Raw genomic sequence first — 24,909 nt, forward strand, 5'->3', positions numbered from 1 at the left:
GGGACATCCTCTATTCCTCCGGGCCGTCCTTGTAGCTCCAGGCGGTGACCCGCGGCCCGGTCGCAACCAGTTCCTTCGCCTCGCCGGCCGGGGCCTCGTCCGCGGCGTCCGGGGCGGGCCTGCGGCGCGCGCGCCGCACCATGACCGCGCCGGCGGCCGCGAGGAGACCCGCGACGACCCAGCCCGCGACCGTCCAGAAGCCCGGGCCGTCGTCGGCCGCCTCGGCCAGGGCCGCGAACATGGCCGCGTCGTCGGCGCTCGTACCCCCGCCGGGCGTGGTGCCGTGCGCCGGGTGGCCCGCCGTACCGCCTGCCGTGGCCGGGGTCAGCGCCAGCGTGACCGGCGGGATCGGGGCGCCCTTGGCCGGGTCGGCGTACGTGGGCGACAGGGTGAAGCTCATCTTGTCGCCGGTCGTCGGCAGCGGGCCCATCGCGACCGAGAGGTCGGCGGACTTTCCGGGGGCGAGGGCCTTGCCCGGCATGGCGGTCCAGGTGATCGCGGAGGTGGCCTCGGTGACCGGCGACCCGCCGTGGATGCTGGTCAGCGGCGTGTCCAGCTTCCGGTACTCCAACTGCGGCGCCCAGTCCGGTGCCGACAGGGCGTAGAACTCGGCGATCGGCATGTCCCGCGGCAGCACGAGTTTTATCTTGGTGATCGGGCTGCGCGCGGCGTTCGTGACCTTGAACGCGACGTTCTGCCCGCTGCCCTGCGGTGCGCTGGGCGGGCTGACCGTCACGCCGGCGGCCGCGGGCGCCGCGACGCCGAGCACGCCGGCGGCGACGGCGGCGGCCAGGACCCCCGCCCGGCGGTGCTTCTCCAGTCGACTCACGCCCGGTAGTTCGTTTCAGCGAGGCGAATGGTTCAACACCGCGGAGAAATTTCTTCTCCGGCCGTGGCGCATGATGGTCGCATGCGTGAGGTAGCGATCGGCGGCGACATGATCAGACTCGGACAGTTTCTCAAGCTGGCCGATCTCATCGACACCGGTGGGGAGGCCAAGGTGCTGATCGCGGTGGGCGACGTGACGGTCAACGGCGAGGTGGACACCCGGCGTGGCCGCCAGTTGCACCCCGGCGACGTCGTCGCCGTCGGCGACCGGGCGGCGCGGGTGGTCGCCTGAGGACACCCGGACAGGCTTCGACGTCCGTTTATGCAGCGGTGCGTGACGAGCTGTTGACATCGTGTCGATCTCAGGCATCTACTGGGTCCGGAGTGTCACCGGCGTCACAGATGCCGGTTTCGATGTCCGCCTCGCCGGGGAGGCCCCATGTCTCGTGCACGCGTCCGCGTGGCCCTGTCCGGGACCGTCACCGCCCTTCTCGCCGTGGCCCTGGCGGGATGCGCGGGGTGGGGTGGCACCACCGCCGGCTCCGGGGGCGCGAACAGCATCGACGTCCTGATGGTCAACAACCCGCAGATGATCGATCTGCAGCGGCTGACCGAGGAGAACTTCACCCGGCAGACCGGCATCGCGGTCAACTTCACGGTGCTGCCGGAGAACGACGTCCGTGACAAGATCAGCCAGGAGTTCTCCAGCCAGGCCGGCCAGTACGACGTCGCCTCGCTGAGCAACTTCGAGATCCCGATCTACGCCACGTCGAAGTGGATCGCGCCGCTCGACGGGTACGTGGCCGCCGACACCGTGTTCGACCAGGCCGACATCCTGCCCTCGATGGCGAAGTCGCTGACCGCTGACGACGGCAGACTCTACGGTCAGCCCTTCTACGGCGAGTCCTCGTTCCTGATGTACCGCAAGGACGTCCTGGACGCGCAAGGCATCACGATGCCCGCGAAGCCGACGTGGCAGCAGGTCGCCGACATCGCCGCCCGGGTGGACGGCGTCCAGCCCGGCATGGCGGGGATCTGCCTGCGCGGCCAGCCCGGCTGGGGCCAGATCTTCGCCCCGCTCACCACGGTCGTCAACACCTTCGGGGGTACGTGGTTCGACGCCGACTGGAACGCCCGCGTCGACGCCCCGGAGTTCCGGGCGGCCACCCAGTTCTACGTGGACCTGGTCCGCGCGCACGGCGAGACCGGCGCACCGCAGGCCGGCTTCACCGAGTGCCTCAACAACCTGATCCAGGGCAACGTCGCCATGTGGTACGACGCCACCAGCGCCGCCGGCTCCCTCGAGGCCGCCGGCTCCCCGGTCAAGGGCAAGATGGGCTACGTCGCCGCCCCCGTGCTGAAGACCGCCAGCTCCGGCTGGCTCTACGCCTGGGCCTGGAGCATTCAGCAGGCCAGCGAGAAGAAGGACAACGCCTGGAAGTTCATCTCCTGGGCGTCCAGCCGGCAGTACGAGGAACTCGTCGGCGCCGAGCTCGGGTGGTCCCGGGTGCCCGCCGGCAAACGCGCCTCCACCTATGCCAACCCGGACTACCTGAAGGAGGCGTCCGCCTTCGCCGCACCGACCGAGCAGGCCATCTCCAGCGCCGATCCGCGCAATCCCGGCGTGCAGCCCCGCCCGGCGATCGGCATCCAGTTCGTCGACATCCCGGAGTTCACCGACCTCGGCACCCAGGTCTCGCAGTACGTCAGCTCCGCCATCGCGGGCCGGATGAGCGTCGACGAGGCTCTGGAGCGCGGCCAGCGCCTCGCCGAGGACGTCGCCGAACGCTACCGGTCGCGCGAGGAAGGCTGAGGTGTCGTCATGACGTCCGTCGCCGAACAGACCGCCGCTCGCCCCGGCACGCCCCCGCGCCCGCCCGGCGTCGCCCGCCGCGCCGCCGGCTGGGCCCGCCGGGCGCCCCTGCTGCCCGCCCTGGTGTTCATGATCGTCGTGACCCAGTTGCCGTTCGTCGCGACGCTGGTCATCTCCTTCATGGACTGGAACGCGTACTACCCCGACGAGGTGGGCTTCGCCGGATTCGACAACTTCAAGCGGGTCTTCACCGACGTCAACATGCGCGACGCGGTCTGGACGACCATCCTGCTCACCGCCGGTGTCGTGCTGATCAGCCTGCTGCTGGGCCTGGGCATCGCCCTGCTGCTGGACCGCAGGTTCCGCGGCCGCGGCGCGGTGCGCACGATGATGATCGCTCCCTTCCTGGTGGTGCCGGTCGCCGCCGCTCTGCTGTGGAAGCACGCGCTCTACAACCCCGAGTACGGCCTGCTCAACGGCGCCCTCACCCGGATCTGGGGCCTGTTCGGCTCGGACAACCCGCCGCAGCCCGACTGGATCACCAACGGGCCGCTGTGGTCGGTGATCTTCGCCCTGGTCTGGCAGTGGACCCCGTTCATGATGCTGATCCTGCTCGCCGGTCTGCAGGGGCGCCCGCTCGACGTGATCGAGGCGGCCCGCATCGACGGGGCGAGCAACTGGCAGATCTTCCGCAGCATGACCCTGCCGCACCTGCGCCAGTACCTCGAGCTGGGCGCGCTGCTCGGCTCCATCTACATCGTGCAGAACTTCGACGCGGTCTTCACGATCACGTCCGGCGGCCTCGGTACGGCGAACCTGCCGTACACGATCTACCAGATCTTCTACCAGGCGCACGACTACGGCCGGGCCTCCGCGGCGGCGGTCGTCGTGGTCCTCGGCACGATTCTCATCGCGACATTCGCGTTGCGTACCGTGTCGTCGCTGTTCAGGGAGGAATCGGGCCGATGAGCATCACCGACACCGCACCGGTCCCGGCCACCCGCGACGAACGCGGCGCACCGGTCGTCAAGCGCAAGGAGCGCGCGGGCGTCTGGCTCACCTTGCTCGCCTGGGCCGTCGGCATCCTGTTCGTGCTGCCCGTGGTCTGGATGGTGCTGACCTCGTTCCACAGCGAGGCCGACGCCGCCACGAACCCGCCGTCCGTGCTCGCCCCGCTGACCCTGGAGGGCTACCGCGAGTTCTTCTCCGGCGGCGCGAGCCCGTGGCCGCCGCTGCTCAACTCGCTGACCGCCAGCATCGTGTCGACCGCCCTGGTCCTGCTGCTGTCGTTCCCCGCGGCGTACGCCCTGAGCATCAAGCCGGTGAAGAAGTGGACCGACGTCCTGTTCTTCTTCCTCTCCACCAAGATGCTCCCCGTGGTCGCGGGCCTGCTGCCGCTCTACCTGTTCGCGCAGAGCACCGGCCTGCTCGACAACATCTGGCTGCTGATCGTCTTCTACACCTCGATGAACCTGCCCATCGCCGTCTGGATGATGCGCTCGTTCCTGTCCGAGGTGCCGGTCGAGATGCTGGAGGCCGCCGCGATGGACGGCGCCGGGCTGACCAGGACCCTGCGCTCGGTCGTCGCGCCCGTGGTCATGCCCGGCATCGCCGCGACCGCGTTGATCTGCTTCATCTTCAGCTGGAACGAGCTGCTCTTCGCCCGGGTCCTCACCGCCACCGTCGCGGAGACCGCCCCGGTGTTCCTGACCAGCTTCGTCACCAGCCAGGGTCTCTTCCTCGCCCAGCTCTGCGCGGCCGCGTTCGTGGTCTCGCTGCCGGTGCTCATCGCCGGCTTCACCGCCCAGGACAAGCTCGTGCAGGGGCTGTCCCTGGGCTCGGTCAAATAGCCTCCGCCCCGCCCTGAGAGGTGGCCGGCCCCGCGACCCGGGGCCGGCCACCGCATTTCCGCAAATCCGCGGTAGTTGGTGGAACCGGCCGCCGCGAGGGTACGTCCGAACGGTTATGACGACACTTCGCGGTTTGCCCACGGCCGCTGCCGCCGCCATGGTGGTCCTGCTCAGCGCCTGCGCCCAGCCCGGTACGGGTCCCGGCGCCGGCTCACCGTCGTCCGCGCCGCCGGCCGGCGGCGACGGCGGTCTCGTCCTGCGGATCACACAGACCGGCGGGTTCGCCGGCCCCGACGCGATCGCCGCACGCCTGCCCGGCCTCAGCGTGTACGCCGACGGCAGGGTGATCTTCGACGGCCCGGTGACGGCGGACTACCCCGGCCCCGCACTGCCCAACGTCCTGGAGCGGGTGGTCCCGCCGGAGCAGGTGAAGCAGCTCACCGGCGAGGCCGAGGCCGCCGGGGTGCGCGAGGGCACCGACTTCGGCCAGCCCGGCGTCGCCGACGCGAGCACCACCGAGGTCACCGTCGTCACCGACGCCGGCGAGCGTACGGTCGGTGCGAACGCGCTGCACGAGGCGCAGGCGAACGACCCCTTGCTGACCCCGGCCCAGAAACAGGCCCGGGAGAAGCTGCGCGCCTTCCTCGACCGGGCGGAGCAGCTCGCGTCCGGCCCCGAGGCGCGGCCGTACCGGCCGGAGGTCCTCGCCGCGGTCGTCCGGCCGTACGTGGAGCCCGGCGACGACCTGCCCGCCCGGCCCAAGGAGATGCAGTGGCCCGGCCCGGCGCTGCCCGGCGAGCCCCTCACCACGGTGCAGAAGATCAGCTGTGTCACCGCGACCGGCGCGCAGCGCGACGCGATCCTCGCCTCCGCGAAGAACGCGAAGGCCGGCGCCCCGTGGGTCTCCGGCGGCAACCGGTGGGCCGTCACCTTCCGGCCGCTGCTGCCCGGGGAGAGCGGATGCGCCGACCTGAAGGCGGCCCGATGAGCCCGATCGGCGAACCCTTCGAGCCTTCGCAGCTTTCCCCCCGCCCCGCCGTGGAGGAAGACGGCAACGGGCCGGGACAGGCGACACCCGTCCCGGCCCGTACGGCCTGCCGTCCGTGGCTCAGCGCACGCCGAGCAGATCCACCACAAAGATGAGGGTCTCGTTCGGCTTGATCACGCCGCCGGCGCCGCGCGCGCCGTACCCCAGATGCGGGGGAATGGTCAGCTTGCGGCGGCCGCCGACCTTCATGCCGGCCACACCCTGATCCCATCCGCCGATGACCTGGCCCCCGCCGAGCCCGAACTCGAACGGCGTACCACGGTTGTAGGAGGCGTCGAACTCCTTGCCCGAGGAGAACGCGACGCCCACGTAGTGGACGCTGACCTGGTGGCCGGGCTTGGCCTCGTCGCCGTCGCCGACGACGAGGTCCTCCGTGACCAGCTCGGCGGGCGGCTCACCGGTGATGGGGCCGACGTCGGGCTTCTCCATGTGTCCTCCTGTGTCGAATTGCCTGCACGGCCATGCAACCACAGCGGCGGGAACTTATCCGCAGCGCCACCCATCGTGATGAACGATCCGCGACCGGCCTGCGTACTGTTCCGCGTGGGCCGCCGGCGCCCACACGGGTACCTCCGGGAGGTCGCATGAGCTCCGTCCGCCGCACCGCGGCTCTCGCCGTCGCCGGCGGGATCGTTGCGGCCGCGTCCCTGCTCCCGGCCGCGCCGGCCCTCGCGCACGGCGCGCCGACCTCGCCGGTCAGCCGTACGGCCGCCTGCGCTTCCGGCGGCGACCGGGCGGGCTCCGCGGTGTGCCGGGCGGCGCTCGACGCCAACGGCCTGCCGTTCGGCCGCTTCGACAACCTGCGGGTGCCCGGTGTCGGCGGCCGGGACCGCCAGGTCGTCCCGGACGGCCGCCTCTGCAGCGGTGGCCTGCCCGACTTCCGCGGCCTCGACCTGCCCCGCGACGACTGGCCCGCCACGAAGGTCACCGCGGGAGCCACGCTGAAGGTCGCGTACGTCGGAACGATCCCGCACCGGGGCACCTTCCGGCTCTACCTGACCGGCCGGGGCTACGACCCCGCGAAGCGGCTCGGCTGGGGCGACCTGGGTTCGCCGCTCGCGGAGATCACTGACCCACCGCTGCGCGACGGCGCATACCGGATGAGCGTGAGGCTGCCCGAGGACCGCGCGGGCCGGCATGTGCTCTACACGGTCTGGGAAACCTCGAGCACGCCGGACACCTACTACTCGTGCTCCGACCTGGTCATCCAGAAGGCCACGGCGCCGACGGAGGCGGCCCCGGCGGCGAAGGCGGCGAAGAAGCCCGCCCCGAAGGTCACTCGCTCGGCCGAGCCGGGCGCGGTCGCCACCCCGGTGGACGCCCAGACCGAGAAGTCCGCGGCGGCGCCGGTGGCGGCCCGCGAATCCTGGCTGCGCCCGGCCGCTGTCGAGAGCGAGGACGAGGTCAAGCCCGCCCACCAGATCGTCATCGCGGCGCTGATCGTCATGACGGGCGTGGCGGCGGGCGCCGGCTTCCTGCGCCTGCGCGCGGCCCGTACCCGGCGCGACGACCCGGGTCCGGACAGCGGGCCCCGGTGACGTTCGCGCACGGTCGAAGGCTCGGTCAGGCGGCGTACTCCAAGCGGCGTAGTTCGTGGGCTTCCTTGGCGTAGCGGGCGAGCAGATGCACCGTGCGGGGGCCGGCCACGCCGTCGGTGTCGAGGCCTACGCGGGCCTGGAAGCGGCGGACGGCGGTGGTCAGGGCGTCGTCGTCCGCGGCGACCGTCAGGCCGAGCTGGGCGAACAGGTCGCGGACCGCGGCCGGGTCGGCGGCGGGGGCCGGGTCGCCGGTCCAGCCGATCAGGCCGCCGACGGCCGTTCCGACCACGCTGAGCATTCCTCGTGCCGACATGCGTTCCTCCTGGGGATCTCGGCGGTGTCTCCCAGAATCCGCGAGCTGCCTGTGCCTGGCATCGGACCGTGGTCCTGACCTGCTGTGCACTCGCTATGACTTTCGGCGGATCCGGGCTAGAACTCGTCGACGCGGCGGTCCTGGTCCGGGCAGACCGTGTCGATCGCCAGCTTGACCAGCCGGCGGGCGGTGGCTCGGTCCGTCGCCGCGGCACCGGCCAGATCGCGGGTGGCCGCGACGATCGCGCCGGCATCGTCGCCCCCGGCCAGCGAGGAGCAGGCCTGCTCGGCGATGGCGGCGATCTCCTCGTCGCGGTGGTCGAGGGCGATCCGCGGGAGCTTGTCGCGGACGGCTTCGACGAAGGCGCCGGTGCCGGCGGCGGCCCGTGCCTGCGTGGGCGTCTGCGGGGCGCGGGGCGCGGCGGTCGTGGCGGCCCGGGCTCCGGCCGTCGTGCTCTCGGTCACCATGGTCCGGGTCGACGCCGTGCCGCCGCTGCTGGTCGCCGGGACCGGCACCGTCGCCGGCTCCGCCGCGGCGTCGTCGCCGCATCCGCCCATCGCCAGCAGCAGCGCCGTCGCGGCCAGCCACTTCGTCATCATCGGTACACCCCGTTCTCGCCTGTTGTGCTGCCGCAGGCTCAACGGGCGACGCGCGCCGGGGGGACGGACCGCCGGGCACGCTACCCGCACGGGTGAACGCCGGACGTTCGGCGGACACACCCGGGTCGTCTCAGCCCGCCAGGTCGCCGTAGCGGTCCTCGAGCTCCCGCCACGTGCCCTGCGCCACCGCGCGGCCGCCGATCAGCACCACCACGCGGTCCGCCCGCGACAGCGCCGCCCGCTTCGACGTCGAGCCCACCACCGTGATCCCGTGCTCGCGTAGCGCCCGCCACAGCTCCAGCTCGGTCGTGACGTCCAGCGCCGACGACACGTCGTCCGCGATCAGCAGCTCCGTGCGCGGCGCCAGGGCCCGGGCCAGCGCCAGGCGCTGGAGCTGGCCGCCGGACAGGCGGGTGCCCTTGTGGCCGATCAGCAGTTGCAAGCCGCCGCCGGCCGCCGCCAAGTCATGCTCGAGCTGGGCGGTCGTCACCGCGTCCGCGGCGTCCACCTGATGGCCGAGGGCGATGTTGTCGGCGACCGTGCCGGACAGGACGCGGGGCAACTGGGCGACGTAGCCGACCTGGTTGGGGCGCAGGAACGTCTCCGGCTCGTCCACCGGCCGGCCGTTCCAGGCCAGCGTGCCGGTGTGGTGCACGATGCCGGCCAGCGCCCGCAGCAGCGAGGACTTGCCGGAGCCCACCGGGCCCACGACCAGCACGAGCTCGCCGCGTTCCACGGTCAGGTCGATGTCCTGGGCGCCGACCGTACCGTTCTCGTGGACCGCGCTGAAGCCGGCGAGCTCCAACCGGCGCAGCGGGTTGCGCGGCGCCACCGGCGGAGCGTCCGCCGTGCCGGCGGCGATGTCCACCCCCGGCACCGACGACGAGTACGCCGATTCACCCGCCATGGCCGCCGTCCGGCGGGTCCAGACCCGCGCCGACGGGAAGTGCGACACCAGCGAGGCCGTGGTCCACGCGAACCAGCGGGCCGCCCCGAGCACCGCCACCGCGATCAGCGTGGCCGCCGCCGACAGACTGCCGGACAGGTACATCGCCCAGGCGGCGATCGGTAGCAGGCCGCTGAGCACCGACGGGGTGGACCGGGCCCACACCTGGATGGCGATCTCCCGGCGCTGCAGTTCGCTGCGAGCGGTGTCGAGCCTGGCGAGATGCTCGAGGACCGGCACGGTCGCACCGGCCAGCTTCACCGTGCGCGCCGCCGACAGCGAGGACACCAGGGCGGTGGCGAAGGAGGCCCGGGCGGCGACCGTACGCCGGGCCGCCCGCTCCAGCCGGGGCCCGAACAGCGTCGCCGCCAGCCCCGAGACGACCATCGTCCCGGCGAAGAACAGCGCGGGCACCCAGGACCCCGACGCCAGCGTCATCGCCACGATCATGACGAGGCTGACGGCGGTGTCGATGAGGTTGTCGGCGAGCATGACGACGCGCTCGGTGTCGCCGCCCTGCGCCACCACCTCGGCCGGGGTGTGCTTGCTGATCCGGCGGGGCCCGATCTGCCCGTGCACCAGGCGCATGCTGATCCGCAGCATCTGCCGGACCCACCACTCGGGGAACCAGGCGCCGGTGTAGTACAGCGTCGGGATGGCGACGATCAGGGCGGCCGCGATCGCCACCGCCGGCCACACCGGGTCGCCGACGCCGTCGACGACCTGCGACCAGAGCAGCGGCAGGATCGCGCCGTCGAGGCCCAGCAGGATCAGGACCACGAACAGCGCCACGGCGCCCAGGCCGTACCGGGCGTCGTTGGTGGTCAGCCGGAAGATCTCGCGCATCGTCCGGGCCGGCGGCGGCTCGGGCAGCGGCGGCGGGTCGGCCAGGGGCAGGTTGTTGCCCAGCTCCGTGCCGACCGGCTCGGGGTCGCGTTCCAGGAGCACGACGCCGCCGCCGCTGCGGGCCGGTGCCGCCACGGTGGAGGTGGCCAGCAGCTCCGCGAAGCGGCGCGACTCGGCGAGCGGACCCGCCTCGAGCACCTCGCCGTCGGCCAGCACCACGACCTCGTCGCAGCGGCGGACCGACGACAGCCGGTGCGCCACGATGACGCCGATGCGGTCCTTCAGCAGCCGGTCGGTGGCGCGCTGCACCCAGGCCTCGGTGACCGGGTCCATCCGGGCGGTGGCCTCGTCGAGGATCACCACGTGCGGGTCGCGGACCAGGATGCGGGCAAAGGCGACGAGCTGCTCCTGCCCGGCGGACAGGACGTAGCCGCCCTCGCCGAGCTTGGTGCCGACGCCGTCGGGCAGGCTGTCCACCCACCCGCTCAGGCCGAGCTCCGCCAGGGCGTCCGCCACCTGGGGCAGCAGCTTCTCGTCGAACAGCGCGATGTTCTCGGCCAGGGTGCCGGCCAGGATCTCGGTGCGCTGCGGAACGATCGCCGTCCACCGGCGCAGACCCTCGACGTCGAGGTCGTTGATGTCGTGACCGCCGAGGAAGACGGTGCCGCGCGGGACGTCGACGGCGCGGGTCAGCACCTTGGCCAAAGTGGACTTGCCGGATCCGGTGCGCCCGATCAGCGCGTACGAGCGACCCCGCTGGAATGCGAGGCTGATGTCGCGCAGCGCGGGCGGACGGGCGGAGTCGGACTCGCCGTACCGGAAGGTCAGGTCCCGGACCACGAGATCGCCGGTGGCGGGAGGGAGGCCGCCGGCCGGCTCCTGGGGCACCTCGCGCAGCAGCCGCACCCGGCTCCAGGCACCGAGCGCGTTCTGCAGCTCCGGGACCATCCGGGTGACGTGCTCCAGCGTGCCGCCGAAGCCCAGCGCCAGCAGCCACACGGCGGTCAGCCGGGCGCCGTCGATGTGCCCGGTGGCCAGCGCCCAGGCGCCGCCGACGACGAGGACCGCGATGAGCGTGCGGGTGATCGCCCCGGCCCCCATCGTGACCCGCGCCGACATCCGCCACACCCGGCGCCCGCGCTCGAGCACCTCCCGGGCGCGCTGGGCGTAGAGGCGGCGCACGTACGGCGCGGCCAGGCTGGTGCGGACGTCGTCCTGGCCGTGGATGGCCTCCTCCATCACGGCGGCGAGATCGGACCAGGCCTCCTCCTCGTGGATGCGGGCGGGGGAGATGCGCTGGATCGGCTTGGTCATGACGGCCGCGAGCAGGAACGACACGAGGATCATGGCGACCGCGGCCGGCCACCAGGCGAAGAACGCGGTGACGATCGACAGGGCGGCCACGGCCAGCGACTGGGCCAGCCGGACGCCGCTGCCGCGCAGCTCGGCGCCGACCTGGTAGACGTCGCTGTCGATGCGGTCGAGCAGCTCGCCGACCGGGGTGTTCTCCAGGGTGGGCACGTCCTGGCCGAAGGCTACCCGGCACAGCCCCCGGCGTGCGGCGGCGGCCCAGTCGGCGGTCAGCCGCGCGGCGACCAGGCCGACCAGGACGTCGCCGAGCACCGACACCACGAGGGCGGCCGCGAGCACGGCGAACAGCGGCTCCGAGCGGTCCACCAGGACGGCGCCGGCCAGGCCCAGGGAGGCGGCCTGACCGCCGGCCCCGAGCACGATGAGGACGGCGATGAAGGCGGTGCGACGGGGGGAAACGCCCCATAAGTCGCGAAGCAGGAGCATCGAAGATCCTCAAGGCAGGAGGGAAGCGGTGCACCCATCCTGCGGGGCGGGCCGGGAGGGCTCAACGCAATTACGTGGCCCGTCCCGGTGGCCCGTGCCACCATCACGGCCGTGGACATACCGACGGTGGTCGCCGCCAAGGCCCGGGCGGCGGGGGCGGATGACTGGCTCGCCGGGCTGCCGTCGCTGGTCACCGCGCTGAGCGGGGACGGTCGTGCGGTCCTGGTCCACGGCGACGTGCACCAGTGGAACGCCCTGCGCGCGAGCGGTGGATGGAAGCTCGTGGACCCGGACGGCATGCTCGCCGAGGCGGAGTACGACCTCGGCGTGCTCATGCGCGAGGACCCGCGGGAGCTGATGGCGGGCGACCCGTGGGACCGCGCGCGCCTGCTCGCCGGCCGGACCGGCCTCGACGTCACGGCGATCTGGGAGTGGGGCGTCGTCGAGCGCGTGTCGACCGGACTGCTGGCGGTGGGCATCGGCCTGCAACCCGTCGGCGACGACATGCCGGCGGCGGCGGACGCGATCAGCGGCGGGTAGCGTGCGGCTGATGTACCCACCGTCGCCGTGGCATCTGCGCGGACAACTCCATGTGTCGGTCTTCGCCGTACCCCGCAAGGAGCTGCCCGCGCTGCCGGCCGGCATCCGGCCGCTCACCGTCGCCGGCCGGGCCCTGGTCGGCGCGGCGTGGGTCGTCTACGAGCCGGGCGGCACGCTGCACTACCGCGAGCTGCTCGCCGCCGTCCTGAACCGCTCGCTGCGCAGCACGATCATGAACATCTGGGTCGACAGCCCCGAGTCGTGCGAGGGCGGCCGCGCTCTCTGGGCCATCCCGAAGGACCTCGCGGAGCTGACGATCGCGCCACCCGCGGCGGCCGCGGCCGGGATCGCCCGCGCGACGGTCGCGCCGGGCCGCCGCCTACCGGGCCGGTGGCCCACCCCGCTGTCGCTCGTGCAGGGCCGCGACGGCGCGCTCGTGCGCACGCCGGTCCAGGGCCGCGCGACGCTGCGCCCGGCCCGTATGACCTGGCAGATCGAACCCGGCAGCCCGCTCTCCTATCTGGCCGGTCGCCGCCCCCTGGTGTCGCTGACCCTGGCCGACTTCCGCATGCGCTTCGGCGCCTGACGGCCGCCATGCCCGGATCGGGAGGCCGCCGGGCAGACCCGGCCCGGCGCGCGCCTGGTCAGCCGGAGCGCAGGGTGAGCAGGGTGATCTCGCTCGGCGCGAAGATGCGGAACGGCGGCCCCCAGAAGCCCGTGCCCCGGGACGTGTAGAGCTGCGTGCGCTCGCCGTGCCGGCTGAGTCCCTGCAGGACCGGCTGGTCCAGCCGGACGAGGTAGTGGAACGGCCAGATCTGCCCGCCGTGGGTGTGGCCGGAGAGCTGCAGGTCCACCCCGTGCGCGACCGCCCCGGCGAGCTGCTGGGGCTGGTGGGCCAGGAGCAGGACCGGTAGGTCCGGGTCGGCGCCGCGCAGGGCGGCCTCGTGGTCCATGTGGTGCCCCGGTACGCCCGATCCCGCCGCCGTGCGATCGTCGACCCCGGCGACGATCAGGTCGCTGCCGCCGCGGGAGACGACGAGGTGCCGGTTGTGCAGCGCCTCCCAGCCCAGTGACGCCATGTGCTCGACCCAGCGTTGGGCGCCGCTGAAGTACTCGTGGTTGCCGGTGACGTAGACCCGGGCCAGGCGGGCACGGACGTCGCCGAGCGGGGCGGCCTGCTCGCGCCGCTGTGCCACCTCACCGTCGGCGATGTCGCCGGTGTGCGCGACGATGTCCGGCTCCAGCGAGTTGACGACGTCGACGACGCCTCGTGACCAGCGAGCCCGGTCGATGGGTCCGTAGTGCGTGTCGGTCAGCAGGACGATGCGCAGGCCGTCGAGCCCGGGGCCGAGGCGGGGAATCGTCACCTCGACGCGGCGGACCCGCGAGACGCGCATCGCCTCGGCGTACCCCCAGAGCAGCAGGACCAGCGCGATGAGCGCGACCGTCGCGGTGACGATCCGCGAGCGGACCGGATCGGCGACCCCCGCGACGGCCAGCCCGAGGCGGAGCACACCGCCGAGCAGCGACCACACGAACAGCACCCACACGACGCCGAGGAGGGTGTCGGCGAGGCGCGCGGCGGCGTCGCGGTGGTGGCGGCCGTGGCCGCTGAACATCAGCACGGGGAAGGCGGCGGCCAGGACCGCGAAGAGCGCCGTGCCGGCGGCGAGGACGGCGCCGGGCCAGCGGTTGCCGGACCAGACCAGGGTCCACCACGGTACGCCGAAGAGCAGCAGCACGACGGCGGTGACGATCAGGCCGAAGCGGACGACCCGGCCGCGCCGACGTCGCGGCTCGGTCTCGACGGCCTCTCCGACCGACGCTGGCTGGCTCACGGACGCTCCGTCTCACGGTGTGATCGTCAGGTGCGACGCGGGCCAGGCAAGCGTATCCGTCCTACGTGTCGTCCCGTCGCCGCACCATCTCGGCGATCCAGACGGGTGCGAACGGCGACGTGCAGTTCGGGGGAGTCGGGTAGTCCTTGAGTACCTCCAGGCGCTCGCCGATCGCGATGGCGCGGGCGCGGTGCCCCGGGTGCTCGATCCCGATCTGCGCCAGGCAGTGGTTCATCGCCCACTGCAGGCGGTCAGGAGCGTCCTTCATCCGCGTCTCGATGTCGTCGAGCAGTCCCGTGAGGTCGAGGCCCTCGGGCTTCTTGGCGACGCGCTCGGTGGTCAGCGCCCAGCCGGCGCTCGCAACGACCGGATCCGGATCGGCGAACCAGGCCAGGCGCAGCGTCTCGGCATGCGGGTTCTTCTTCACCACGTAGTTCACGAGCCAGTCGTGCACCTTCGGAGTGCGTGCCTCGCGCAGCATGGCGTCCAGCTCGTCCCGCTCGAACGCCTTCGGGCGGCAGATCAGGAGCGCCAGCAGTCTCGCCGCGGTGTCGGCCGTCTGCCAGAGCCGGCGCGCGAGGTCCTGCTGCGTCTTCAGCCGCTTCGCGATCTCCCGAATCTTGCCGAGGTTCACGCCGTGGTCGTCGCCGTGCCGCTCGTTCACCGCGCGGATCTTCGGGTCCTCGAGCGCGGACAGCTCGGCCATCACCTCGGTCACCGTCGTGTCAGTCACCCGGCGGCCTCCTGCCCCTCGTCGCGTCGGGGATACCAGCCTACGAGGGGCGGCCGAGAGCGCGGATCAGCGGTGCCGGGACGACGAGATCGGCGCGGTCCCGGGTCGCCGCGATGATCACCGCGTTGCGCTCGTCGGTGCCGGTGGCCCAGGCGGTCGCCGCGGAGGCGTCCTTGCCGAAGCGGATGTGCCGGGCGATCAGCCGGTCGAGGCGGGTGGCGCGGTCGAGGTCGGCGTACCAGATCTCGTCGCACAACGGCCGGACCGGCGACCACCGGCCGTCCTCGACCAGTAGGTAGTTGCCCTCCGTCACGATCAGCCGGGCCGTGCGGGGCACCGGGATCGTGCCCGCGATCGGCTGCTCGATGACGCGTTCGAAGCCGGGCGCGTACACGATCTCGTCGGTGTCCTCGCGCAGCCGGCGCAGCAATGCCGCGTAGCCGAGGGCGTCGAAGGTGTCCGGGGCGCCCTTGCGGTCGCGGTTGCCGAGGCGCTCGAGCTCCACGTCGGCAAGATGGAAGCCGTCCATCGGCACGTGGGCGACCCAGCCCGGCCGGCTCTGCGCGGCGATCGCCGCGCAGAGCTCCTCGGCGAGGGTGGTCTTGCCGGCGCCCGGTTCGCCGACGATGCCGAGGATCGCCCGGCGCCCGCCGTCGGCCAGCGCCCGGGCCCGCCGCGCCAGATCGTCGAGGGTGTGTGCGGTCATGCGGGCCGGGCCGTGAGGTGGTGGGCCATGAAGCCGCGGGCGTGCCGGGCCAGGTCCTCGCCGTCGTGCCACAGGTTGCGCCAGATCGCGAGGTAGCCCCGTGCGCTGGAGAGGGCGCCGGTGAAATGGGTGCCGCCCAGCTCGTGGGTGATCACGAGCGAGTCGTGCTGGAGCTTGGCGCCCCGGTCGACCACGGCCGGGTCGGTGCTGGAGACGTCGGCGTCGAAGGCGAGCCCGCGCGAGCAGGCCACCGACAGGCGGAGGCGGGCGGGTTGTCGGCCCAGACCAGGGCGCGCACGCCGCGGGGATTGCGGAGCTGCATGGCGTGTCCTTCGTGGTCAGGCGCTCTTGGCGCCGGTGATGAGGGCGACGACTCTGGAACCTCGTGAGCAGGGCGGCGAGCACCACGACGACGCCGACGGCGAGCGGTTGGTGGCGTTCGGCGAGCATCGCAGCGTCTACCCCGAGGTGCGCCAGCTACTCATGCTCCAGGCCGGCACCGGCATCGGCGCGGGAATGATCATGCTGCACACCCGCTCCGGACTGGTGGGCCCCGCCCTGCTGCTGGCCGACGGTATCTTCGCGCCGGACCGGGTGGGTGCCCTGATCGGCCAGGTCTGACGACCCCGGCCATGGCCGGTCCCACCCGATACCACGGTGCCGGCCCTCGCCGCGTCCGCACCCGTCGCCACCGCGCCCCGCGGCGCGGCACCGCTCGCCACGGCCGGCCATCAGCCGAAGCCGCCGCCGCTCGTCGTGGCCGAGGGGCTGAACAACCCCCCCCGCGGGCTGGCCTTCGCGAAGGACGGCACTCTCTACGTGGCCTCGAGCGGGCTGTGCGCTCCCGGCGGCGTCGCCATCCGCGGGCGCGACGCCGACGTGACGACCTGCGGCATCTGCGCCGGCACGGGCACCGTGGTCAAGATCCGCCTGTAGGACGGGACCCGCGTGCGGGTCACAGCCCGAGCCGCAGGGCGGTCACCCCCGCCGGGGACAGCGGCCGGGCGGTGGCCCGCACGAGATCCGCGTGAATGCTGACCGGAAGCTGCGTCCCGAGCGCGCACAGCGCCGGGTAGTGGTCGAGCACCTCGCGGTGGCTCAGCGCGCCGACGCCGATCAGCAGTCCGTTGACCGCGTTCGGCGTGCGGGCCAGCTCCGCGCAGAGCTCCATGCGCCACACCGGGTCGTCGATGTGGGTGGCGAACTCCCGGGCGATCCGGTTCCCCGCCGGGCAGCCCTCTTCCGGTGCGGCGTGCCGGCCGGAGGGGGCGAGCACCGGCGCCGGGCGTACCGCGACGCCCAGCCGCAGCGCCAGCTCGGGCAGGGTGAGCACCGCCAGTCCGAAGGCGCAGTTGTCGCAGAGCCGCTGGAAGCTTTCGGCATGCACGACGGCCGCCGGTCGCGGGCATCCGGCGGGGGTGCCGCAGGCGGTGTCCAGAATGATCTCGGCGAGCCGTCCCGACTCGTCGAAGCGCCCCACACCGGAGAACATCGCCGGTGTCTCTCGGTAACGGGCAAGGGCGGCCCGCTCGCTGCCGTAGCCGTCGGGATCCACGCCGATGCGCGGGACGCCGTGCTGCGCGTGGAGCTGGATGAGTCGGAACATCCTGGTCACTCCCGGGGGTGTTGAAGGACGGTGCATCCCGGGATACGAGCCAGAGGGTCCGGCGGTTCATTCCCTACGCTGGGTATAAGAAAAGCTGCCCTTCTGGCGCTGAGCAGTCAGTCTGAAGCAGTCGAACGTCACTGCGTGTAGCGCGTAGGTCGCGGCGGTGAGCGCGGCGAGCACGCCGGCGAGAACCGCCGTCAGTTCGCCGTCGAGGGCGCGCCAGGCGGCCGGCAGCGCCGTGACGCCGAGCACGAGTCCCGCCTCGCAGGCGGACTCGACGAGCCGGCGCGCGCGGTCTGAGGTCATGGTCCCCACCCTGCCGTCACCGACGGTGTGCGCGCTTCCCTCCGCAGCCGGATCAACTCCTATGACTTTCGGCAGAGGGACGGTCGTCTCACGGGGTTGAAAACCGTGAAATGCCCCATTCCGCACGCGAGCCGCCTAGCGTGGGACAGGACGCCGCTATCCGGCGGCGACAACCCGCCACCGGCGAAAGGTGACCCCATGACCGTGCAGATCCCCTCCGCCCGGCAGGAAGACCTCGCCGAGCACCTCGCCGCCCGGATCGAACGGCGCCTCGCCGTGCTCTGTGACGAGCTGGAGCACGCGGGCGTCGTCGCGTACGGGGCGGACCGGGGCCTGGCGACCCGGGGCGGAACCGTCCGAATGACCGTCGCCGATATGTCCGCCGTTGTCGCTGCAGTCGTGCTGGACACTGCCGAAACTGCCCCGTAACGTGGCGCCAGCGGCGCGCACGTGGCGCCGCCGTCCCCCGCGGAAGAGTTCGGCGAACCACGAAGCTTGCTGGGGAGCAGACCGATAATGGTCATGTCCGGCAGCGCGTGGGGGAGGAAATGCGGTGACCGTCACGGTGCCGCCGGCATGGGAGACCATGCCGGCGCTGATGTACCACTCCGTGTCCGCGGTCGCCGGTCCGATGCGCGACCTGGCGGTGCCCCGCAAGCGTCTCGCCGAGCAGCTCTCCGCGCTGACCGCGGCCGGCTACCGGCTCGTCGGGCTCACCGAGGCTCTCGACCTGCTCGAACAGGGATGCACCGACAAGCTTCTCGCGGTGACCTTCGACGACGGCTACCGCGACTTCCTCACCGAGGCCGTGCCCGTGCTCGCCGAGGTCGGCGCGGGCGCCACGCTCTACGCCTCGGTCGGGCACCTCGGCGCGTACGCCGACTGGCTGGGCCGCTGGTCGCCCGACTTCGGCAAGCTGCTGACCTGGGACGAGCTGGCCGAGGTGGCCGAGGCCGGCATCGAGATCGGCAACCACAGCCTGATCCACCACCCGCTCGACGTGCTGAGCGCCGCCGAGCTGCGCGAGGAGACGACGCGCAGCAAGGACGAGCTGGAGCAGCGCCTCGGCCGGCGGGTGCGCAGCTTCGCCTACCCGCACGGCTACAACGGCGCCAAGGTCCGCGCCGCGGTGCTGGCCGCCGGGCACGACAACGCCACCGAGGTGGGCCGGCGCCTGCACACGCCGGGCGAGCGGCGGTTCGCCGTACCCCGGTTGCAGCCGACCCCGGACATGACCGGCGCCGACCTCGTGGCCCTGGTGGCCGGGGGCGGCTCGCCGCTGGTGCCGCGGCTCAAGCAGCTCGCCCAGCCCGGATGGCGGGTGGTGCGCCGGATCGCCCGCGCCGCCGGACGGAACCTGACATGAGCCCGGTCCACCGCAATCCCACCCACCGCGGCACACGCCGCGCCCCCGGCCGCACGCTGACCCGGCGGCACCTGCTCGGCCTCGTCGGCCTGGCGGCGGTGCCCGCGGCGATCGTCGGCGCGCAGCAGTTCCGCTCGGACGACACCGCGGCCGAGGCCACCACCTCGCCCGGGCGGACCGCAGGAACGCCGGCCTCGGCGAGCGCCCCGCCGAAGGTTGTCACCGAGGGCGGCGGGCCGGTGCCGTTCGTGCCGGGCAAGGCCATGCTGGGCGCGTACCTCTCCCTGTCCGGCAAGACCGCGACCCAGTCGCAGGCGCTGCGCCGGCAGCAGACCGGCCGGGAAGAGCGGATCGTGCACGTCTTCTACGACTGGCCCGACCTGCTGCCCACCTCCATCGAGGGGCTGCCCGCCCAGGCGGTTCCGATGGTCTCCTGGCGGGGGACCGCATACAGCGACATCACCTCCGGTGCCAGCGATGAGCTGATCGCCCGGGCCGCCCGCCGGCTCAAGAGCCTGGGCCGGCCGGTGCTCCTGCGCTGGGGCTGGGAGATGAACGGCGACTGGTACGACTGGTCACCCGCGCGCAACGGCAAGAACCCGGCCGGCTACATCCAGTCCTGGCGGCGGATGCACGACATCTTCGCCAAGGAGGGCGCCACGAACGTCGCCTGGGTGTGGAGCCCGAACTGGAACTCCTCGCCGATCGCCGACTGGAACACGATCGCGGCGCTGTACCCCGGCGACAAGTACGTCGACTGGGTCGGCGTCTCCGGCTACAACCTGCGTCGCGAGACGCCGGAGACGCTGTTCAGCCCGATCTACCGCTCGTACGCGGCCCGCAAGCCCATCCTGATCACCGAGGTGGGCTCGGTGGACCGCGGTGGCCGGACCAAGGCGGACTGGATCTCGCTGTTCGCCCGCTGGGTCGAGGGGCACCCGGCGGTGGGCGGCGTGGCCTGGTTCGACACCGACACCCACCCCGGGTACACGGAGAAGTGGCGCGTGGACACCGACGCCGCGTCGCTGGCCGCGTACGTGGCGATGGCGAAGAGCGCCCGCTTCAGCGGCTGACAAGCGGCCCCGACGGCCTTGACGGCCCCGACGGCCTTGACGGCCCCGACGGCCTTGACGGCCTTGACGGCCTTGACGGCCTTGACGGCCTTGACGGCCCGAGCTTGCGGCGACCGGGGCCGGCGTTGCTCAGCGGGTGGCCTTCTCGGCCGCCTCGACCGCGTTGCGGAACAGCATCGCCACCGTCGTCGGGCCGACGCCGCCGACCCGCGGAGTCAGCGCGCCCGCCACCCGGGCGACCTCCTCCGCCACATCGGGCAGCAGCTTGCGGCCCTCGTAGCGCACCCCCGCGCCGATGACGGTCGCACCGGGCCGTACGTGCTCGGGCTGGATGATGCCGGGCACGCCCGCGGCGGCGACCAGGATGTCGGCGCGCCGGGTGTAGCGCTGCCAGTCCGGCACCCCGGTGTGGACCACGGTCACGGCGGCGTTGGCGGTCGGGCGCTTCTGCGACAGCAGCATGGCCAGCGGACGGCCGATGGTGGCGCCCCGGCCCAGGATGACCACCTCGTGACCGGCCACCGGGATCTCGTAGTGGGCCAGCAGCGCCTCGATGCCGGCCGGTGTGCAGGGCCGCGGCCCGGGCAGTCCGACGGACAGCCGACCCAGGTTGAGCGGGTGCATGCCGTCGACGTCCTTGTCGGGGTCCACGGTCATCAGCGCGGTGTCGTAGTCGATGTGGGCCGGCGGTGGGTACTGGATCAGCAGGGCGTGCACGGCCGGGTCGGCGTTCAGCCGGTCGATCACCCGGTGCAGGTCGTCCTGGGTGGCGCCGGCCGGAAGGTGCTCGTGGGGCGAGACGAAGCCGAGCTCGGCGGCCTGGCGCTGCTTGATCCGGATGTAGCCGGCGCTGGCGTCGTCGTCGCCGACCAGGATGGTGGCCAGCGAGGGCTGTACGCCACCCTCGCGCAGCTTCGCCACCCGCCGTGCCACGTCGGCCAGGACGGCGTCGGCGACGGGCTTGCCGGGCAGCGACCGTGCCTCGTGAGCGGGCGCCGGAGGGGTTTCGGACATGCGCGTCTCCCAGACCGTGGGCACCCAGGCGGACGGCGCCCACGACGAGCTCCCCGATGGTGGTCCATCCTCGATGCCGCCAGTCGCGTGACGCGGACCAGTATGCCGTGCCCCGGCGAGCGGCTCGGAACGAGTCACCCCGCGGTGGCGGTGAGACCCTATTCGACGGCGCTGATGTGCAGTGTCCGGTAGGCCGTGGTGTCACCGGCCCGGAAGAGGTTCACGGTTATCCGCTGGTCGCCCGGCAGGCTCAGACTCTCGCTCCAGGTGCCGTCGGCGCCCACCGTGACGACCAGGCGCGACGGCGCGGTCCCGCGCGTCCCGGTCACCGTCAGCGTGTACGGGGCGTCCTCGGCGAGCAGCCCCGTCGCCGACACCGCCACGGTCCGGTTGCCTCGTGAGTCCACCGGCCCCGACGGCGTCGCCGACAGCGCGGTCACCGCCGTGTCGTACAGCTCCCGCGACGTGCCGAAGGACAGCCAGCTCGCCCCGACGAGGATCGCCAGCACCAGTGAAAGCGGCAGGAGTTGCCGCACCAGGCGCAGGCGCCGGGACTTCTCCGTCGCGGCCGTCTCCAGCTCGGTCCCGGCCGGCGCCACGGTCATGACGATCGTGTGCTGCTCGGCCGCCGCCTCCGCGTCCTGCGCGGAGAGCCGCAGGCTCGGCGCCGTCGCGCCTGCCGGCGCGGTCTCCTCCTCGGCGGGCGGCGCCACGGCGGCCTGTCCCGGCCGCAGCACCGTCACGAGCAGGGCCGCCAGCGTGACGCCCGCCGTGGCGAGCGTCCACGACAACCGGTCCAGGTCGGCGCCCGTCAGATGGATCGCCAGCCCGGCGACGACCAGCACGCCCAGGCTGAGCGCCGGGGCCAGCAGGGTGCGCTCGACCGAGGAGAGCGCACGGCCGGAGAACAGCGCCCCGGTCAGCGCCATGCCGGGCAGCACGAAGCCCAGCAGCAGCCCGCCGGCCACGGGCAGCGGGCCCGGCCCGGCGAGCACGGCGGCGCCGGCCGCCACGGTCAGCACCGCGAGCACGCGGGTGAGCATCGCGTTCACTGGACCCCCATGCGGTAGACGCGAACGGTGCCGTTGTCGTAGAGCCGGTCGACCTCGAGCAGCGCGTCGAACTTGAAGATCTGCGTGGCGGTCAGCGGCCGGGTGATGGAGCCCGCGTTCGGGTCGTTCTCGAAGTAGGCCTCGCCCTCCGGAAGCTGCTCCGACAGCCGCCGGTCCACGACCAGGTACTGCAGCCCCAGGCCGTCGGCGAACTGCTCCTGCGCCAGGCCCCACTCGTCGGCGTAGTAGAGCGGTCCGACCTCGCGCACCGGATCCTGCCGGCCGTAGGTGGAAGCCAGCGACACCGACGTGACGTCGCCGCCGACCCGGTTGCCCGGGCCCAGCGCCCGACGCTGCCACTCGGCGGCGTCCATCCCGTACGCGTCGACGGACCGCTCGAAGCCGCCGGCCAGGTACGGCCCCGGCAGGATCGACTGCAGTGGCGGCCAGCCGCCCGCCCTGGCGCCGATCATCAGCAGGGTGATCATCGCGGAGCCGGCGGCGACCCGGCTGTAGAGGTTCCAGCTACTCGGGGCGACCACGTCGATCGCGGGCGCGGCGGCCCGCCACCGGTGCCCCTCGGCGTCCTTCGCGGGGATGAGCTGCACTCCCCGGACCAGGGCGATCGCCGCCAGGATGGATATCGGCACGTACGTGAAGGTGGAGAGCCGCCCGGCGATCTCGGGGCCGTTCTGCCCGAGGAAGCGCACCCCGTTGCCGGCGAAGAAGATGGCGCCGCCGACGACGGCCGCCCACCGCCAGTGGTCCCGGTCGTGCCGGTGGATCATGTCGCGGACCAGGGCGACGTAGAGCACGAAGAGCCCGAGCAGGCCGGTGCCCTGCACGACGAGTTGCCCGATGCTGACCGCCGCCGTGGTGGAGGAGGCCTCCTCGCGACCGCTGAGCAGGTTGGAGATGGTCTGCCCGACCTGCTCGATCGGTGCCTCGAGGTAGCCGAGCACGTCCTGCGCCACGGTGAGCATCCACGCCGCCACCACGACCACCGCCGCCGCGGGCATGATCAGCGCGCTCCAGCGCCGGGGCCGCTGCACGATCAGCTCGGACGCGGCGAGCAGGAGCAGCGTGAGCACCAGCGCGAAGGCGGTGATGTGGTGGCTGACCGTGGTCAGCGCGATGGAGCCCACCGCCAGCGCCACGAACGCCGGGCCGCCCCCCGTGCGCCACCGCCGGATCGCCCAGATCGTCAGCATGAAGAACGGCAGCGCGGCGGTCTGGTACAGGAACATCGAGTTGAAGAAGAGATAGTGCAGCGCGGTCGCGTACGTGACGCAGCAGACTCCGGCGACCGCGGGGGAGTTGCTCGCCCGCAGCACCGCGGCGAACAGCACGGCGACGAAGACCAGATGCGCGACGCCCGCGACGACGACCCCGGCCGCCGTCACCGACAGGCCGGTCATCGAGGTGACCGCGGCGCCCATCTCGGCCAGCCCGGGGAAGTGCACCGCCGGCGGCAGGGCGGGGTTCGGCCGGAACAGGTCGCCGGACTCCACGATGATCGTCGTCGCGAGCCAGTGCTGCAGCTCGTCCGGGAACCGGAACTGGTCCGGGCTGTACATCCACTTCAGCAGGTACTGGTGCAGTGCCAGGCCCATGACCAGCAGGAACGACTCGGCCACGCCGGCCATGCGGCGGCTGAGCAGCCGGACCACGACCGGGGTGAAGACCACGACCTGACCCACCCAGTACGCGAACTGCGCGTTGCCGGTGCCGATCCGGCCGCCGGCGTACGCGAGGGCGACCATGAGCACGCCCAGCGCCGAGATCATCAGTACCGCCGGCGCGTGGCCGAGGTCCAGCGGTTCCCGGCGGGGGCGCGCCGGCTTCGGGGCCCGGGCGGGGCTGGGCCCGCCGGGCAGCCAACTGCGCATGCCGCCCTTGCGTCCCGGCACGACCGGGATGATCGCGGTGACCGTCGGGTCGGCGGGCGGGGCGAGAACCGCGGCGGGAATCGCGACGGTCTCGTCGGCGGGCCGAGACAGGACGACCACCGTGTCGTCGGCCGTGTTCCGCGGCGCTTCCTTGTCGCCGGCCTTCTCCGGTTCCGCCGCCTTGTCCGTCTCTGGTGGCGCGGCGGGCTTCGAAGGAGGCAGCACGATGGTGTCGTCGGCGGAGGCGGTCGGTGTGTCCTTCGCGGCGGACGCCGGCTCCCCGGGCCGCGTCCTCAGCACCATCGTCTCGTCCGGGTCTTCCGGCTTGTCCGCGTCACCGGCGTCGTCCGCCTCGGCGTCGTCGGCGTCGTCTTCCGGCTTGTCCGCCTCGTCCGCCTCGTCGGCGTCGGCTACGGAAGCGTCTTCCGGCTTGTCCGCCTCGTCCGCCTCGTCGGCGTCGTCGGCGTCGGCTACGGAAGCGTCTTCCGGCTTGTCCGCCTCGTCCGCCTCGTCGGCGTCGTCGGCGTCGTCTTCCGGCTTGTCCGCCTCGTCGGCGTCCTCCGGCTGGTCTGCCTCGTCCGCCTCGTCGGCGTTGTCCGGGGTTTCCGGCTCGTCCTGGTCGCCGTCGCCGGACGGAGGCGGTGTGGTCTTCTCCGGGGTCGTAGGCAGCGTGATCAGGACGGTCTCGTCGGGGTCGCTCTCACCCTCTACTTCAGGTGGAGACTTGTCACCCTCAACCTTCACCTCAGGTGCAGGGTCGGCGCCCTTCTGTCCCTCGGTGTCCTTTTTCTGGGATGCCTCGACCGTGGAGATGGGTCTCTTCGGCACCCCCGAGGTGGTCTGGAGGTCGGCCGGGTGGCCCGCCTTCTCGGGCACGCCGGGGCGGAGCCGAGGCGTGGCGGGTCGCGAGCGGTCGTCGTCCGTGGCTCGCGCCGGCTCGGCCGCGCGCTGGTCAGCCATGGTTGCGGCCTCCCGGGCGTGGTCGGGGGCCCCGGACGACCGGTTCTCGTCGCTCGGGGCCGCGGGGTGCGGGGTCGTGGTGGGTACGGCCGGCCGCAGCACCGGCCCCTCCGGTCTCGGGTCGGGCGCGGTCAGCATGCCCCCGCCCCGCCCCGCGAGCCGGCGGCGTGCCGGACACCCGCCGTTCGCCATATATGTACCGAGAATGCCCGGTGGGCGGACGACTGTCCGGGGAACGGCGGAGT

General features: G+C 72.9%; 27 protein-coding genes and 1 riboswitch. Of the genes, 13 read left to right on the top strand and 14 right to left on the bottom strand.

What is annotated here, in order from left to right:
- Positions 1-10: 10 nt before the first annotated feature.
- Positions 11-829, bottom strand: coding sequence for a DUF1775 domain-containing protein (locus EDD30_RS36720; protein WP_071805386.1), 819 nt, complete (start codon positions 827-829; stop codon positions 11-13).
- A gap of 81 nt (positions 830-910) precedes the next feature.
- Here EDD30_RS36720 and EDD30_RS36725 point away from each other — a divergent pair, with 81 nt between their 5' ends.
- The 5 genes from EDD30_RS36725 to EDD30_RS36745 all read left to right on the top strand — a co-directional run bounded on the left by EDD30_RS36725 (position 911) and on the right by EDD30_RS36745 (position 5,479).
- Entirely contained in the window at positions 911-1,120 is a 210-nt protein-coding gene (locus EDD30_RS36725; protein WP_071805384.1) for an RNA-binding S4 domain-containing protein, read from the top strand.
- Positions 1,121-1,267: 147 nt separating this feature from the next.
- The gene (locus tag EDD30_RS36730) at positions 1,268-2,641 is read left to right on the top strand and encodes an ABC transporter substrate-binding protein (RefSeq protein WP_071805381.1); all 1,374 of its coding nucleotides are present in this window, start codon (positions 1,268-1,270) and stop codon (positions 2,639-2,641) included.
- 9 nt (positions 2,642-2,650) lie between these two features.
- Positions 2,651-3,610: a carbohydrate ABC transporter permease gene (locus EDD30_RS36735; protein ID WP_071805380.1), complete on the top strand. Its 960-nt coding sequence runs from the start codon at positions 2,651-2,653 to the stop codon at positions 3,608-3,610.
- Complete coding sequence (locus EDD30_RS36740) at positions 3,607-4,491, top strand: carbohydrate ABC transporter permease (protein ID WP_071805378.1); 885 nt, start codon at positions 3,607-3,609, stop codon at positions 4,489-4,491. Before EDD30_RS36735 ends, EDD30_RS36740 begins: the two co-directional genes overlap by 4 nt.
- A 133-nt stretch (positions 4,492-4,624) precedes the next feature.
- Positions 4,625-5,479 (top strand): hypothetical protein, encoded by an 855-nt coding sequence (locus EDD30_RS36745; protein ID WP_244945531.1) that lies wholly within the window; start codon positions 4,625-4,627, stop codon positions 5,477-5,479.
- A gap of 120 nt (positions 5,480-5,599) precedes the next feature.
- Here EDD30_RS36745 and EDD30_RS36750 read toward each other — a convergent pair whose 3' ends face one another.
- Positions 5,600-5,968: an FKBP-type peptidyl-prolyl cis-trans isomerase gene (locus EDD30_RS36750; protein WP_071805373.1), complete on the bottom strand. Its 369-nt coding sequence runs from the start codon at positions 5,966-5,968 to the stop codon at positions 5,600-5,602.
- Between the two features lie 155 nt (positions 5,969-6,123).
- Here EDD30_RS36750 and EDD30_RS36755 point away from each other — a divergent pair, with 155 nt between their 5' ends.
- Positions 6,124-7,077, top strand: a complete 954-nt coding sequence (locus EDD30_RS36755) for a lytic polysaccharide monooxygenase (RefSeq protein WP_071805372.1) — start codon at positions 6,124-6,126, stop codon at positions 7,075-7,077.
- 25 nt (positions 7,078-7,102) lie between these two features.
- On the opposite strand, the gene EDD30_RS36760 is transcribed toward EDD30_RS36755, so the two are convergent.
- The 3 genes from EDD30_RS36760 to EDD30_RS36770 form a co-directional block, all read right to left on the bottom strand.
- Positions 7,103-7,390, bottom strand: a complete 288-nt coding sequence (locus EDD30_RS36760) for a peptidoglycan-binding protein (RefSeq protein WP_071805371.1) — start codon at positions 7,388-7,390, stop codon at positions 7,103-7,105.
- 116 nt (positions 7,391-7,506) lie between these two features.
- Positions 7,507-7,989 carry a DUF732 domain-containing protein gene (locus EDD30_RS36765; protein ID WP_071805370.1) on the bottom strand — a complete coding sequence of 161 codons (483 nt, stop codon included), beginning with the start codon at positions 7,987-7,989 and terminating at the stop codon, positions 7,507-7,509.
- Positions 7,990-8,119: 130 nt separating this feature from the next.
- The gene (locus EDD30_RS36770; protein WP_071805369.1) at positions 8,120-11,578 is read right to left on the bottom strand and encodes an ATP-binding cassette domain-containing protein; all 3,459 of its coding nucleotides are present in this window, start codon (positions 11,576-11,578) and stop codon (positions 8,120-8,122) included.
- A 111-nt stretch (positions 11,579-11,689) separates the two neighbouring features.
- Between EDD30_RS36770 and EDD30_RS36775 the strand changes: the two genes are divergently transcribed.
- Both EDD30_RS36775 and EDD30_RS36780 read left to right on the top strand, forming a co-directional pair.
- Positions 11,690-12,118, top strand: a complete 429-nt coding sequence (locus EDD30_RS36775) for an aminoglycoside phosphotransferase family protein (protein ID WP_244945532.1) — start codon at positions 11,690-11,692, stop codon at positions 12,116-12,118.
- Positions 12,119-12,128: 10 nt separating this feature from the next.
- Positions 12,129-12,704, top strand: a complete 576-nt coding sequence (locus EDD30_RS36780) for an acetoacetate decarboxylase family protein (protein ID WP_071805408.1) — start codon at positions 12,129-12,131, stop codon at positions 12,702-12,704.
- Positions 12,705-12,762: 58 nt separating this feature from the next.
- On the opposite strand, the gene EDD30_RS36785 is transcribed toward EDD30_RS36780, so the two are convergent.
- The 4 genes from EDD30_RS36785 to EDD30_RS40140 all read right to left on the bottom strand — a co-directional run bounded on the left by EDD30_RS36785 (position 12,763) and on the right by EDD30_RS40140 (position 15,646).
- A complete protein-coding gene (locus tag EDD30_RS36785; protein WP_071805368.1) occupies positions 12,763-13,956 on the bottom strand; it encodes a metallophosphoesterase in 1,194 nt (397 codons plus the stop codon).
- A gap of 61 nt (positions 13,957-14,017) precedes the next feature.
- Complete coding sequence (locus EDD30_RS36790) at positions 14,018-14,662, bottom strand: DNA alkylation repair protein (protein WP_211277782.1); 645 nt, start codon at positions 14,660-14,662, stop codon at positions 14,018-14,020.
- Between the two features lie 67 nt (positions 14,663-14,729).
- Positions 14,730-15,395: a nucleoside/nucleotide kinase family protein gene (locus EDD30_RS36795; RefSeq protein ID WP_071805366.1), complete on the bottom strand. Its 666-nt coding sequence runs from the start codon at positions 15,393-15,395 to the stop codon at positions 14,730-14,732.
- A complete protein-coding gene (locus EDD30_RS40140) occupies positions 15,392-15,646 on the bottom strand; it encodes a hypothetical protein (RefSeq protein ID WP_211277779.1) in 255 nt (84 codons plus the stop codon). Before EDD30_RS40140 ends, EDD30_RS36795 begins: the two co-directional genes overlap by 4 nt.
- Positions 15,647-15,755: 109 nt before the next feature.
- Between EDD30_RS40140 and EDD30_RS36805 the strand changes: the two genes are divergently transcribed.
- Together EDD30_RS36805 and EDD30_RS36810 are read left to right on the top strand one after the other, a co-directional pair.
- The gene (locus EDD30_RS36805; protein WP_143162678.1) at positions 15,756-16,016 is read left to right on the top strand and encodes a hypothetical protein; all 261 of its coding nucleotides are present in this window, start codon (positions 15,756-15,758) and stop codon (positions 16,014-16,016) included.
- Positions 16,017-16,052: 36 nt separating this feature from the next.
- Positions 16,053-16,331, top strand: a complete 279-nt coding sequence (locus EDD30_RS36810; protein ID WP_071805364.1) for a hypothetical protein — start codon at positions 16,053-16,055, stop codon at positions 16,329-16,331.
- A 19-nt stretch (positions 16,332-16,350) separates the two neighbouring features.
- On the opposite strand, the gene EDD30_RS36815 is transcribed toward EDD30_RS36810, so the two are convergent.
- Positions 16,351-17,001 (bottom strand): hypothetical protein, encoded by a 651-nt coding sequence (locus EDD30_RS36815; RefSeq protein WP_071805363.1) that lies wholly within the window; start codon positions 16,999-17,001, stop codon positions 16,351-16,353.
- Positions 17,002-17,067: 66 nt separating this feature from the next.
- Positions 17,068-17,310: a hypothetical protein gene (locus tag EDD30_RS36820; protein ID WP_143162677.1), complete on the bottom strand. Its 243-nt coding sequence runs from the start codon at positions 17,308-17,310 to the stop codon at positions 17,068-17,070.
- Positions 17,311-17,508: 198 nt separating this feature from the next.
- On the opposite strand from EDD30_RS36820, the gene EDD30_RS36825 reads away from it, so the two are divergent.
- From EDD30_RS36825 to EDD30_RS36835, 3 genes are all read left to right on the top strand, one after another.
- Positions 17,509-17,739, top strand: coding sequence for a hypothetical protein (locus EDD30_RS36825; protein WP_071805361.1), 231 nt, complete (start codon positions 17,509-17,511; stop codon positions 17,737-17,739).
- Positions 17,740-17,863: 124 nt separating this feature from the next.
- The gene (locus EDD30_RS36830) at positions 17,864-18,676 is read left to right on the top strand and encodes a polysaccharide deacetylase family protein (RefSeq protein WP_084556388.1); all 813 of its coding nucleotides are present in this window, start codon (positions 17,864-17,866) and stop codon (positions 18,674-18,676) included.
- Positions 18,673-19,749: a glycoside hydrolase family 26 protein gene (locus tag EDD30_RS36835; protein WP_071805360.1), complete on the top strand. Its 1,077-nt coding sequence runs from the start codon at positions 18,673-18,675 to the stop codon at positions 19,747-19,749. The genes EDD30_RS36830 and EDD30_RS36835 overlap by 4 nt, the downstream gene beginning before the upstream one ends.
- A gap of 129 nt (positions 19,750-19,878) precedes the next feature.
- Here the strand turns inward: EDD30_RS36835 and EDD30_RS36840 are convergent, their stop codons facing one another.
- The 3 genes from EDD30_RS36840 to EDD30_RS36850 all read right to left on the bottom strand — a co-directional run bounded on the left by EDD30_RS36840 (position 19,879) and on the right by EDD30_RS36850 (position 24,802).
- On the bottom strand, positions 19,879-20,763 hold the full coding sequence (locus EDD30_RS36840; RefSeq protein ID WP_071805359.1) for a bifunctional 5,10-methylenetetrahydrofolate dehydrogenase/5,10-methenyltetrahydrofolate cyclohydrolase: 885 nt from the start codon (positions 20,761-20,763) through the stop codon (positions 19,879-19,881).
- A gap of 15 nt (positions 20,764-20,778) precedes the next feature.
- Positions 20,779-20,860, bottom strand: a riboswitch (ZMP/ZTP riboswitch).
- A 61-nt stretch (positions 20,861-20,921) separates the two neighbouring features.
- Positions 20,922-21,806 carry a DUF1616 domain-containing protein gene (locus EDD30_RS36845; RefSeq protein WP_143162676.1) on the bottom strand — a complete coding sequence of 295 codons (885 nt, stop codon included), beginning with the start codon at positions 21,804-21,806 and terminating at the stop codon, positions 20,922-20,924.
- Positions 21,807-21,811: 5 nt separating this feature from the next.
- The gene (locus EDD30_RS36850; protein ID WP_143162675.1) at positions 21,812-24,802 is read right to left on the bottom strand and encodes a hypothetical protein; all 2,991 of its coding nucleotides are present in this window, start codon (positions 24,800-24,802) and stop codon (positions 21,812-21,814) included.
- Positions 24,803-24,909: the final 107 nt, after the last annotated feature.

This window comes from Couchioplanes caeruleus, assembly GCF_003751945.1.
Lineage (GTDB): Bacteria > Actinomycetota > Actinomycetes > Mycobacteriales > Micromonosporaceae > Actinoplanes > Actinoplanes caeruleus.